Here is an 11,886-nt window from a genome sequence, read left to right on the forward strand (position 1 = left end):
GCCGTCACGGAGCGGGTGGGTTCGGGTGCCGCTGAGGCCTGGAACGGCACCAGCGCGGATCCCAGCAGGGCAAGCAGAGCAACGATTCGCATGACACTCCTTCAGAGGGGGCGGGAGGAGGTGTTCGCGCTAACAACAGAGAAGACTACTGTGTGCAAGCTGTCAAGACTCTGCGTGATCGATACGATCGGACCAGTTGAACCCCGGCTCAAGCAGTCCCTGCTGCTCGTAGTACCGGAGTAGCCGCCGGCTCCACCTGCAGCCACATGACGAGTGGATCCAGGAGGTCCACTACACGGGTGCGCGAGTTGGCCTGCGGCCGTGGCGGTAGACGCTGACTACTACGCCGAAGCGCTGCTCGCGTGGGCCTGCTGGCTTGAGTTCGTGGACGAGGGTGTCGAGGTGTTTGGTCAATGCGGCGGCCTGGTGTTCGGTCAGGCGCAGGATTCGGTGGTTCAGTAGTGCCTGCTTGTCGCGGGCGATCTCGTTGGCCAGGTTGCTCATCATCGCGAACAGGGTGGCGTTTTCGGGTCCACCTTCGAACTTGATGGCGCGGGCCGGGCGGTCGTAGTACTGCTCGGTGCCGCCGCGCACGGTGCGTGTGGATCCCTTGCGGACCAGGCCTGCCTCGACGAGGACTGCCAGATGGTGGGCCACGTTTCCCTTGTTGATCATCAGGCGGTTGGTCAGCTGGCTGACGGTCGCCGGGCCCTCCCCGAGCTCGAGGAGCAGGCGGTGCCGGGTCGGATGGGCCAGGGCGCGGGCGTGGGCGGCGCCGGTGGCGTCGAAGAGATCTGACGGGTTCATGAATCAAGCGTCAAGAACTGTTGTCGCTTTGTCAAGGCCGCTGCTGGACTGGGGACATGACGATCACAGCGCACCTGAACGAACGAATCGCCGCCCTGGTCAGCGAGAACTACGTCTTCCCCGAGGTGGCCGAGGCCATCGTGGCCGGGCTGGCCGATCTCGACACGGCCGCCCTGGACACCGACCCGGCCGGGACCGCCGCCCGGCTGACCGAGCGGCTGCAGGCGGTCAACCAGGACCGGCATCTCCGCGCGCGGTACCGCCCGTCCGGCACTCTGTCCCGCCCTGATGACTGGGAGCAGCATTTCGCCGCCGAGGCGGTCCGTAACGCCGGTGGCATCAGTCGGGTGGAGCGGTTGGCCGAAAACACCGGCCTGCTGGCCATCGCGCCGTACACGTCTCCGGTGCACATGGCCGAGCGGTACGTCGTCGCCGCCTTCGGACTGCTGGCTGGTGTCGACCGGCTGATCATCGACCTGCGCGCCGGCCGCGGCGGCGTCCCCGAAACGGTGGCCGTCATCTGCGGCTACCTCCTCGGCGACGAGCCCGTGCACCTGCAGGACCTCGTCTCGCGTGACGGGAGCGTCCGGCAGTTCTGGACGAACCCCGCCGCCGCAAGGCTGCCGCTGTCGGTCCCCATCTGCGTGCTGACTAGCGCCAGCACGTTCTCCGGCTGCGAAGAGCTGGCCTACAACCTGCAGGCCCACGGCCGCGCGACGGTGATCGGCGAGCGCACCGGCGGCGGCGCACATCCGGTCGAGGTCTTCGAGGTGACCGGCACCTTGGAGCTGACCGTGCCGATCGCCCGTTCGGTGAACACCGTCACCGGCACGAACTGGGAGCAGGTCGGCGTGATCCCGGACATCGAATGCCAGGCCGACGCCGCGCTCGACCACGCGCTCAACCAGTCACGCGAACGCTCCGAACCCCACCGCTAGCTGTGCCATCTGTCGCGGAGGCGGAAGGCCGCCGTCTTGGGGCGGCGGTCGCGGGTGAAGACGCCCTTCTTGTTGCCGTCGACGCGGAAGACACCCGGCGAGGTGGCGAAGTCGGCGAAGTTCCAGACATGCTCTCCGACCACCGCGTCGACCCGGTCGAAGACCCGGTGGTAGACGTCGAGGAGTTCGACCTGGAACTCCTCGGTCCACGGGCTGGGTAGGGTGGCGCGCAGGCCTGGATAGGTATCGGCGCCGTACTCGGTGATGACGATGGGCTTGTCGTGCAGGCCGGCCCACTGTCGCAGTTCGTCCTCGAGCGCGGTCTCGGCGGTCCGGAGGTCACCAGTGCCGACGTACCAGCCGTAGTACCGATTGAGCAGGACGACGTCGAACAAGTCGGTGATCATGCACTCGGCCGGTGGACCCATGAGTGCGTTGGCGTAGCCGATAGGACGTGTCGGATCGAGGTGTCGAGCTTCGGCGGCGAGTGGCCTGAAGTAGTCGCGCGCTTCCGGCTGGATGTTGTCCGGCTCGTTCACCAGACACCACAGCGCGACACTGGGGCGATTCTTGTCGCGGGCAACCAACTCCCGGATGGCCTGCAGGTGGGCCTGCTGGGTGTCGTCGCTGACCGTGTCGGGGGAGAACGTCGGACGTTTGCCGGAGTTGAAGATCCCGCCACCGAGGTTGAGGTTCAGACCGACAGCGGGCGTCTCGCCGATGACGACCACGCCGTGCCGGTCGGCGTAGTCGAGGACCTCTTCGGCATAGGGGTAGTGGGACGTGCGGAAGGAATTCGCGCCGATCCAGTCCAGTAGCGCGAAGTCGTGCACCATCAGCGCATCGTCGTACCCCTTGCCGCGTACGGCGGCGTCCTCGTGCTTGCCGAAACCCTTGAAGTAGAAGGGCTTGCCGTTGATCAGGAACTGCTGCCCGCGCACCTCGACCGTGCGGACGCCGACCGGCTGGCGGTAGCTGTCTCCGCGCTCGCCGGGGATGGTGGCCTCGAGTTCGTACAGGTAGCCGTCACCGGGCGCCCAGGGATGAACGTCGGGAATCCGCAACGTCCCGACCGCGCCGGCGGCCGCGGCAACCTCGTTGCCTGAGGCATCGCGCAGAACGACGCGGAGCGGACCATCGACCTCCACCCGGTAGTCGATCACTCCCGTTGTGCCGTCGAAGGTCGTCGCCACGCTGATGTCGCTGATGTACGTCGTCGGCGTCGTGTAGAGCCAGACCGGACGATGCAGGCCCGCGTAGTTGAAGAAATCGTGGAAGTAGCGCTGCACCCGGCGACCGTCCGGCTGATCCTCGATTCGGCCTGGCGGGATCGATGACCAGCTGAGCTCGTTGTTGACCACGACCGTGACGCGATTCGCGGCCCCCGGCCGCAGTTGGGCGGTGACGTCGGCCTCGAACGGCGTGTAGCCACCTGTGTGCTCGACAACCTGTACGTCGTTCACCCAGACGGCGGCGCGATGGGTCGCGGCGTCGAAGCGCAGTACGACGCGCTGTTCAGCCCAGCTTGCCGGCACCCGGACCTCGGTCTGGTACCAGGCGTCGCCGACGTGGTCGCGGATCGTCTCGTCGGGGTAGATGTCGTTGTAGCTGGCCGGCACCGGCATGTCGACGGCCTTCTCGAGCGGCGAGCGCCACCACTCGTCCGTTCGACCGGCTCCCTCGGCGTCGAGCCGGAACCTCCACAATCCGGACAGCGAGCGCCGTTCACGAGTAGGACCATCCTGCGGACGAAGCATGGTGTCGATCTCCCTCGGTCTGTGGGGGGGCAGTTAGGGCCGCAGCAGTTCGAGCAGGTGGTCGAGAAGGTCCGCCGGCTCGTCCGGCAGCTGGAACTGCGACTGGATCTGCAGCCCGTCGGACAAGGCGATCAGCAGGGTGGCGATCTTCTCCGGAGCGGCCGCCGTACTGACTGTCCCGTCTGCTTGCCGAGCCTGAACGGCTTCAGTCAGCGCGTGGCGTAGCCGTTGATAGCGCTCCACGAAGAACTCGTGCGCGCCGTGCTGCGGATCGCCGGCTTCGGCCGAGAAGGTCGAGTACAGCTGGACCAGGCCTGGTACGCCGGCGTTGTGGCGCACGATGGCGTCCAGCTTGCCGACGGCGTCGGAGTCGTCGCCCAACCTCGCCGTGTCGACCTCGTCGCGTGCTCGCAGGACCTCCTCGAAGAGCTTCTCCTTCGACCCGAAGTAATGCAGCAGACCGGCCTCGCTCAGCCCGACGGCACTCGCCAGCTCGCGGGTGGATGTCTTGCGATAGCCCTGCCTGGCGATGACTTCCAAAGCTTTGGTCAGGATCTCTTCGCGCTTGGCGACGCCCTTCGCATACGGACCTCGTGATGGCATGGCTCAAAACCTAGCAGCATTTGGTTTTCGCGCCTACAGTGAAGCGCATGAGCCCGACGCCTGCTGACTTCACCGATCTCCTCGGTCGCCTCACCCTCGAGGAGAAGGTCCGGATCCTCACCGGTCAGGACTTCTGGTCGACCCACCCGCTGCCCAAGATCGGCCTGCGGTCGATGGTCCTGTCCGACGGCCCGAGCGGCGTCCGGGGCCCGGTCTGGGACGAGCGCGACCCGTCGCTCAACCTTCCGTCCGCAACTGCGCTCTCGTCCTCCTGGGACCTCGCCATCGCCCATCAGTACGGCGTCGTGTCCGCGCTCGAGGCACGCCGCAAGGGCGTGGACGTCGTACTCGGTCCGACGATCAACCTGCACCGATCACCGCTAGGCGGTCGCCACTTCGAGGCGTTCAGCGAGGATCCGGTGCTGACCGCCGAACTCGCTGCCGCCTACGTGGCCGGCGTACAGGCTCTTGGTGTCGCTGCAACCCCTAAGCACTATGTCGCGAACGACTTCGAGACCGACCGCTTCACCGCTGACGTGGTGGTCAGCGAGCGTGCGCTGCGCGAGGTGTACCTGCTGGCGTTCGAGAAGGCGGTGACCGATTCGAAGGCCTGGCTGGTGATGAGCGCGTACAACTCCATCAACGGCGCGACCGCGTCGGAGAACGAGTTGCTCGAGACTCCGCTGAACAGCGAGTGGGGCTTCGACGGCGTCGTCGTCAGCGACTGGACCGCCGTACGCAGCGTGGAAAGCGCGAAACACTCGCAGGACCTGGCGATGCCGGGCCCGGTCGGGGCCTGGGGTGACGCCTTGGTCGCTGCGGTGCGATCGGGTGAGGTCCCGGAGGAAGCCATCGACCGGAAGGTGCTGCGGCTGCTCGCGCTGGCGGCCCGGGTCGGCGCGCTCGAAGGGTTCGAGAAGCCGGCTGAGGTTCCGGAGGTCGATACCGTCGCGTTCGCGCGATCCGCGGCGGCCGAAGGTTCAGTTCTGCTGCGCAACGCCGACGAGCTTCCGTGGAACGCGGCCACGCTCCAGCGGGTCGCGGTCATCGGGCACAACGCGCGGGACGCGCGGACCCAGGGAGGCGGTAGTGCGACCGTTGTCCCGGCGTCCGTGGTCTCACCGCTCGACGGACTCCGTGCCGCGCTACCCGAGGTCGAGGTGACGTATTCGATCGGCGCGGTGGTTCAGGAAGGTGTCGCTGAGCTGCCGCTCTCGACGATGACCAACCCGGTGACCGGACAGCCGGGCGCCCGGGTCCGTTTCCTGGCCGCGGACGGGGCCGAGCTGTTCGCCGAGGATCGCTTCTCCAGCGCACTGGTCTATCTCGGCAGCGACGTGCCGATCGCCGAAACATCCGTCTTCGAGTTCCGTACGACGTACACGCCGACGGCGTCCGGATCGGTACTGCTCGGCTTCGCCTCGGTCGGCCGCGGCCGCATCTTTGCCGACGGCAACCTTCTGAGCGAGGAGACCGCCGTACCGGTCGGGACGGATCTCGGAGCCGCTCTGCTGTCGCCGCCATCGATCTCCACGCCGTTCGACGTAGTCGCCGGCCGGCCGGTCGACGTCCGCGTGGAACTCGAACTGCCAGGCCACGAAGGCGGTCTGAGCGGCGCCATGAGTATCACGGTCGGCGTCGAGCCGGACCGCTCGAACCCGCAAGCGTTGATCGCCGAGGCCGTCGTGGCCGCGCGGGCGGCCGATGTCGCGGTCGTTGTCGTCGGCACCAATTCCAAGGTCGAGTCCGAGGGCTACGACCGTACGACGCTGGAACTCCCGGGCCTGCAGGACGAGCTGGTGCGGGCCGTGGTTGCGGCGAACCCGCGCACGGTCGTCGTCGTCAATGCGGGCGCGCCCGTCCAGTTGCCTTGGCGTGACGACGTTGCGGCGCTCCTGGTCACCTACTTCGGTGGCCAGGAGTACGGCAACGCGCTGGCCGACGTACTGCTCGGCATCGTCGAGCCAGGTGGCCGGCTCCCGACGACTTGGGCGCGCGACGAGGCCGACGTACCGGTCATCGACGTCACTCCCCAGGACGGGACCGTCCGGTATGACGAAGGAGTTCACATCGGCTATCGCGCCTGGCTTCGCGCGGGGACCGAACCGGCCTTCGCTTTCGGGCACGGCCTCGGCTACACCACTTGGTCGCTCTCCGACCTCCGCGCCTCCGCGACCTCCGCTTCGGTGACCGTCCACAACACGGGCGAGCGATCCGGCAAGCACGTCGTACAGGTGTACACCGAACGCCCTGAAAGCACTGTAGATCGCCCAGTACGCTGGCTCGCAGGCTTCGCCGCCGTCCGCCTGGCCGCAGGCGAGACCACCGAGATCACCATCCCCCTGCACAAACACACCTTCGAGCACTGGGACACCACCTGGACCACCGAGCCCGGCACCTTCAACCTCCTCGCGGGCTCGTCGGTGTCAGACCTCCCGCTGTCGGCCCAACTCAAGATCGGGCTTGGCTAGCGGGGCGCGGTTGCGCCCCACTCGTGCGCCAGCGCGGCTGCCTCGCCGCGTGAGGTGACGCCCAGCTTCTCCAGGATGTTCGCCACGTGGAACTTCACAGTGGATTCGCTGATGTGCAGTTCGCCGGCGATGTCTCGGTTGCGCCGGCCGAGAGCCAGCTGGGCCAGCACCTCCAGTTCCCGCGCGCCGAGCACCGTCAGCGGGTCCTCGCGCGGAGTGTCGGGCGGGCCGAGCGAGACGTGGATGGTCACCGCCGTGCCCCAGCCCGGTACGGCGTCCACCGCCAGCTGGCCGCCCAGAGGGGCTAGCCGTTCCGCGACTCGGCGGGAATCGAGGGCAGCGCGGGACAGCGCGCCAGGGCCGTCGTCGCGGACGGTGGCGCGCAGTTCGGCCGCATCGATCTTCCAACCGACGTGGATCCGCCGTACCTGCCGTTGGTCGTCCAGCATCGTGTGTACGACGGCTCTGACGACTGCGCGCGCCGTGGCCGCGACATCGGCGGGCAGCACCCGGTCCGCGCCCTCCTCCGCACCGGGCCTGCCCAGCTCGAGCTGCACGCCGCGGGGGCGCAGGACCCGGGTGAGGGAGGCGCCGAGGCGGTCGAACGCCGTACCGACCCGCTCTTCGGCCATCGCATGGTCCAGTTCTGCCCGGGAACGCAGGTGGGCCAGGGCAGTGACGGCGAGATCGATGGCGCGGGTCCGCGCATCCCCGTCGCCCAGGGAGCGGTCGCGCAAGACGCCGAGCAGCGCGGTCAGCGCGCTCCCGTGCGCGTCGCCGAGATCGGAGATGGCAACGGCGCGGGCCGCCGCAGCCGCTCTGGACAAGGCCAGCCACTCGGGTGCGGCCTCGTTCCGCAGGCCCTCCCGGTGAGCCGTCACCAGGTCCCACAGCTCCAAGGCGGCAGCCAAGTGCTCCTCCGGTACGGCGGTGTCCTCGGTCCGCACCAGGACGAGCAGTGCGCCCTGCTCGGTGGCGTCACTGGCCAGGGCCACCACCGGTACGTCGGCGCCTGCGACCGTGGCTCGTCCCTGCCAGGTGCCTCGTGCGGGCAGCAACGTCCGGATCGCGGCCAGGTCGGCGATGGTGACTGGCCGGGCTACGGCCGCTCAGTCTCCAAGCTGGAGTCATCAACCGGATCTTGGGAGTGAGACAGATGAAGGCAATCGTTTTTGCGGAGTACGGCGGCCCGGAGGTTCTGCGGCTGGAGGACGTCGAGGAGCCGCACGCCGGCCCCGGCCAGGTGCGGCTGCGGGTGATGGCCGCGGGCGTCAACCCGGTGGACTACAAGATCCGCAGAGGCTGGATGCCCGACATGGCGCCGGCCTCCTTCCCAGCGATCCTCGGCATGGAAGCGGCCGGTGTGGTCGATGAGATCGGTCCGGGTGTCACCGGTGTCGCGGTGGGCGACGAGGTACTGGCTCCGACCGTGACCGGCTCGTACGCCGAGTACGCCCTGGCCAACGACTTTGCCCTCAAACCGGCCGGCCTCGAATGGGAGACCGCCGCCGCGCTGCCCGTGGCCGTGGAAACCGCGGACCGAGTGCTCGAAATCCTTGCGGTGAAGGCAGGCGAGACATTGCTGGTGCACGGTGCGGCCGGTGTGGTCGGCGCGGTCGCCGTCCAGCTCGCGGTGAACCGCGGCGTCACCGTCATCGGCACCGCCGCCCCGCGCAACCACGACTACCTCCACTCGCTCGGCGCCTCGCCGGTCACCTACGGCGACGGCCTGGCCGACCGAGTCCGCGTCCTCGCAGCGCAAGGCATCGACGCAGTCTTCGACGCCGCCGGCCAAGACGCCTTGGACGTGTCCATCGAGCTACGCGGCAGCACCGACCGGATCGTGACCATCACCGACCTCCGAGCCTTCGACCTGGGCATCGTCTTCTCCGGCAGCGCCCGCTCCTTCGGCCCGCAGCTCACCCACTACGCCCAACTGGTCGCAGACAACGCGCTCCGCGTCCGCGTCGCCGCAACCTTCAACCTGGCCGACGCCGGGCGGGCCCATGACCTGAGCGAAACCGGCCACGCTGGCGGCAAGGTGATCTTGATCCCGTGACAGTTGAATCATGATGGTGTGGACGTGGCCTGCTGGGTTCGGTCGGCTGTGCTCGGGAGCCAGGCCACGGCCAGGAGTAGGCCGAGTACGGCGAGGGCCCCACTCGTGACCAGGACCAGGTTGAGACCGTGGACGAACGCGGAGCGGACGGTCGCTTCCAATGCCGCTGAATGCTCGGACCGCGCTGCGGCGAGGCCCGCGAACACGCTCTCGCGTGCTTGGGGTGGGACCGCGTCGCGGTAGGCGGAGGACAGAACCGAGCCCAGGATCGCCGCGCCGAAACTGCCGCCCAAGGTACGGACGGACTGCGTGACACCGGCGCCGACACCGGCGCTGGCCGGCGACAGGGCACCAAGCGCTGCATTCATGGCGGTAGGCAGTGTGAGGCCGAGCCCCACGCCGTACGTGATTGTCCACCCAACCATGAGGGCAGCACCGCTGCTGACACCGGTGGTGGCGCCGAAGAACAGAGACCCGGCCAACAACACGAATCCCAGCGCAGCCGTGAGTTTCGGGCCGATCGCCGTACCCAATCTGCCGGCGACCACCATGCCTACGAGCATCCCGCCGATCAGCGGCAACAGCCGCAGGCTGCTTCCCATCGCATCCGCGCCCATGATCGCCTGGAAGTACTGCGGCATCACGAACAGCACGCCGAACAGGGTGAAGTTGACGACTGTCGCCAGCGCGGTGCCGGCGGTGAAGCGGGCGTTGGAGAAGAGCGAGAGCTCCACCAGCGGCTCGCTGAACCGTCGTTCCCAGACGATGAACAGTGCCAGCGCGGCGGCGCCGCCGAGGATCGGTCCGAGTACGGCGCCGTCCGTCCAGCCGCGCTCGCCGATCTCGATCAGTCCGTAGGTCAACGCTGTCATCGCAGCGCTCGACAGCAGCAGGCCGCCGAGGTCGATCCGCTTGCCACGTTGAGGTTCCGATTCCGGCATCCACGCAGCGACCGCGAGGACGGCCAGCACGACCACCGGGATGTTGATCAGGAAGACCGAACCCCACCAGAAGTGGTTCAGCAGCCAGCCGCCCAGGAGGGGACCGATCGGAAAGGCCAGCAGCGAGGAACCCGCCAGCGTCCCGATCGCCTTCGGCCGCTCCTCCGGGGTGAACATCGTCGGGATCAGGGCCAGCATCGTAGGCATCATGAGTGCGGCGCCGAGACCAAGTACGGCGCGGGCCGCGATGAAGAGCCCGGTCGAGGAAGCGTAGGCAGCGGCCAGCGAGCTGATGCCGAAGATCGCCAACGCGGCCAGCATCACCTTCTTGCGGCCGAGACGGTCGCCGATCATGCCGGCCGGGATCATGCCGGCCGCGAGCACCAGGGTGTAGACGGCGACGAACCATTGCAACTGCGCGTTGCCGGCATCCAGGTCGTCGGCCATCGTCGGCAGAGCCAGGTTCAGGATGGTCGCGTCGAAGCCGACGGCCAGCGAGGCGAGCACCAGTGCGGCGAGTGTCCACCACCGGCGCGGATTGGGTTGGTCGGTCATCGGGACCTACTTCCCGGCGACCGTGACGAGCTTGTCGAACTCGCGGTCCGGCAAAGTCCGGCCGAGTTCCAGGAGCTTGTCGGCCATCCAGCCCACCGCGTAGCGCGTCTCCGGCTTGTCGGCTTCGACGGCCTGCCGGATCGTCATGGCGACGACGCTCGGATCACTGCCCTGGCTGTTCTCACCCAACTGTGCTTCGGCGCGCAGGGCCATCGCTTCGGCCACCTCGCCGTACGCCGTCGTACCGGAGATCTCACGCAGGTCCTGTGCCGTGCGGTCTTCGAACTCGGTCTTGATGATGCCCGGCTGGATGATCACGACGTTGATGCCGAACGGCTCGACCTCCATCCGCAGGGTGTCGGAGTACGCCTCCAGCGCATGCTTCGTCGCGTAGTACCAGCAGCCGAGCGGGAGCGCGATCTCCCCGCCGATGGAGGACACGTTGACGATCGTGCCGGATCCCCGTTCGCGCATGTGTGGCAGGACGAGCTGCACCAGCCTGGCCGGCGCGAAGACGTTGACCTCGAACTGGTCGCGGGCCAGGTCGAGCGGGATGTCCTCGGCCGCACCGTGCAGGACGGTCCCGGCGTTGTTGACGAGGACGTCGAGGCGGCCCTGCTCATCGATGACCGTCCGAACGACCTGGTCCAGGTCCTCCGGGCGACGTGCGTCCATGGCCAGCACGTGCCCGCCGGCGTCGCGGATGTCACCCATTCGGGACACCCGCCGGGCAACGCCGTACACAATGTGGCCGGCGGCAACGAACTCGAGTGCGGTGGCCTTGCCGATCCCCGCTGAGGCCCCGGTGACGAGAACGACCTTCTTCATGACTTTCTCCTCTTCGCTCGAGGCCGAGGCTAGGTTTGTGTTCCGCCTCCCAACAACTACCGTTTGACATCTGCGCAGGTCAGAGCACATATATTGGTGCAATGAGCCTGTAGGTGATTGCAATCCGATGGGAGCGCGGCAGATGCCAGGAGACCGGCTGACGGCGGATCAGCGTCGCCAGATCGCCGACGGACTGACGGACGGCCTGACCTACGCGGAGATCGCTCGGCGGCTGGGTCGGCCGACGTCGACCGTCACCCGCGAGATCGCCAGGAACGGCGGTCCGCATGGCTACCGGGCAGCCCGCGCACAGCTGGCCACGACTTGGCGTGCGCGACGCCGCAAGCGCCCGTACGACGCCGCCGTACCGGCTGTCCCGATTGCCGAGGCGCCGTCGGTCCGGGAGTTCGAAGAGCACTTCGTCGCCATCATGATCGAGACGGGGATGGCGCCCATGACGGCACGGGTCTTCGTCGCCTTGTTCGTCAGCGAGCGCGGCAGCCTGACGTCCGCGGAGCTGGTGCAGCACTTGCACGTCAGCCCGGCGACGATCTCGCACGCTGTCCGATGGCTGGAGCAACGGGAGTTGGTCGGCCGCGAACGTGAGGCCCGCCGGGTGCGGTACAGCGTCGACCTCGATGCCTGGTACCGCGCCTGGACGGCCAGTACCAAGGCGATGGCGAGGTGGGCCGACACCGCCCGGCAAGGTGCCGAAATCTTCGGGATCGACACGCCGACCGGCGATCGCCTCCACACCACCAGTCAATTCCTCGAACACCTAGGCCGCGACATGACCCTGGCAGCCGAGCACTGGCGCCAAGCCCTCACCAAGCAACGCAGGGGGTGATCCGGCGCTGATTCACCAGATGACGCGGATGTTCGAGGGAACTTCGTGTCCCGTCAGACGGGTGCGGGCTCGGTGGGTGG

10 protein-coding genes are annotated in these 11,886 nt (G+C 68.0%); 4 read left to right on the forward strand and 6 right to left on the reverse strand.

Annotation, left to right across the window (positions count from 1 at the left end):
* Positions 1-291 precede the first annotated feature (291 nt).
* Positions 292-807, reverse strand: a complete 516-nt coding sequence (locus tag E1261_RS37520) for an ArsR/SmtB family transcription factor (protein ID WP_132414501.1) — start codon at positions 805-807, stop codon at positions 292-294.
* 56 nt (positions 808-863) lie between these two features.
* Between E1261_RS37520 and E1261_RS37525 the strand changes: the two genes are divergently transcribed.
* Positions 864-1,745: a S41 family peptidase gene (locus E1261_RS37525; protein WP_132414502.1), complete on the forward strand. Its 882-nt coding sequence runs from the start codon at positions 864-866 to the stop codon at positions 1,743-1,745.
* On the opposite strand, the gene uidA is transcribed toward E1261_RS37525, so the two are convergent.
* Positions 1,742-3,502, reverse strand: coding sequence for a beta-glucuronidase (uidA, locus tag E1261_RS37530; RefSeq protein WP_132414503.1), 1,761 nt, complete (start codon positions 3,500-3,502; stop codon positions 1,742-1,744). The genes E1261_RS37525 and uidA overlap by 4 nt on opposite strands.
* Before the next feature lie 33 nt (positions 3,503-3,535).
* The gene (locus E1261_RS37535; protein WP_132414504.1) at positions 3,536-4,105 is read right to left on the reverse strand and encodes a TetR/AcrR family transcriptional regulator; all 570 of its coding nucleotides are present in this window, start codon (positions 4,103-4,105) and stop codon (positions 3,536-3,538) included.
* Between the two features lie 47 nt (positions 4,106-4,152).
* Between E1261_RS37535 and E1261_RS37540 the strand changes: the two genes are divergently transcribed.
* On the forward strand, positions 4,153-6,576 hold the full coding sequence (locus tag E1261_RS37540) for a beta-glucosidase family protein (protein WP_132414505.1): 2,424 nt from the start codon (positions 4,153-4,155) through the stop codon (positions 6,574-6,576).
* Here the strand turns inward: E1261_RS37540 and E1261_RS46990 are convergent.
* Positions 6,573-7,634: a helix-turn-helix transcriptional regulator gene (locus tag E1261_RS46990; RefSeq protein ID WP_272948633.1), complete on the reverse strand. Its 1,062-nt coding sequence runs from the start codon at positions 7,632-7,634 to the stop codon at positions 6,573-6,575. The two genes, E1261_RS37540 and E1261_RS46990, sit on opposite strands and share 4 nt — an antisense overlap.
* A gap of 98 nt (positions 7,635-7,732) precedes the next feature.
* Between E1261_RS46990 and E1261_RS37550 the strand changes: the two genes are divergently transcribed.
* Positions 7,733-8,635 carry an NADP-dependent oxidoreductase gene (locus E1261_RS37550; protein WP_132414506.1) on the forward strand — a complete coding sequence of 301 codons (903 nt, stop codon included), beginning with the start codon at positions 7,733-7,735 and terminating at the stop codon, positions 8,633-8,635.
* 8 nt (positions 8,636-8,643) lie between these two features.
* Here E1261_RS37550 and E1261_RS37555 read toward each other — a convergent pair whose 3' ends face one another.
* A complete protein-coding gene (locus E1261_RS37555) occupies positions 8,644-10,131 on the reverse strand; it encodes an MFS transporter (protein WP_202875376.1) in 1,488 nt (495 codons plus the stop codon).
* A 6-nt stretch (positions 10,132-10,137) separates the two neighbouring features.
* The gene (locus tag E1261_RS37560; RefSeq protein WP_132414507.1) at positions 10,138-10,959 is read right to left on the reverse strand and encodes an oxidoreductase; all 822 of its coding nucleotides are present in this window, start codon (positions 10,957-10,959) and stop codon (positions 10,138-10,140) included.
* Between the two features lie 142 nt (positions 10,960-11,101).
* On the opposite strand from E1261_RS37560, the gene E1261_RS47195 reads away from it, so the two are divergent.
* Positions 11,102-11,806 (forward strand): GbsR/MarR family transcriptional regulator, encoded by a 705-nt coding sequence (locus E1261_RS47195; RefSeq protein WP_132414508.1) that lies wholly within the window; start codon positions 11,102-11,104, stop codon positions 11,804-11,806.
* Positions 11,807-11,886 lie beyond the last annotated feature (80 nt).

The organism is Kribbella albertanoniae (assembly GCF_004348455.1).
In the GTDB taxonomy this organism is placed as follows: Bacteria; Actinomycetota; Actinomycetes; order Propionibacteriales; family Kribbellaceae; genus Kribbella; species Kribbella albertanoniae.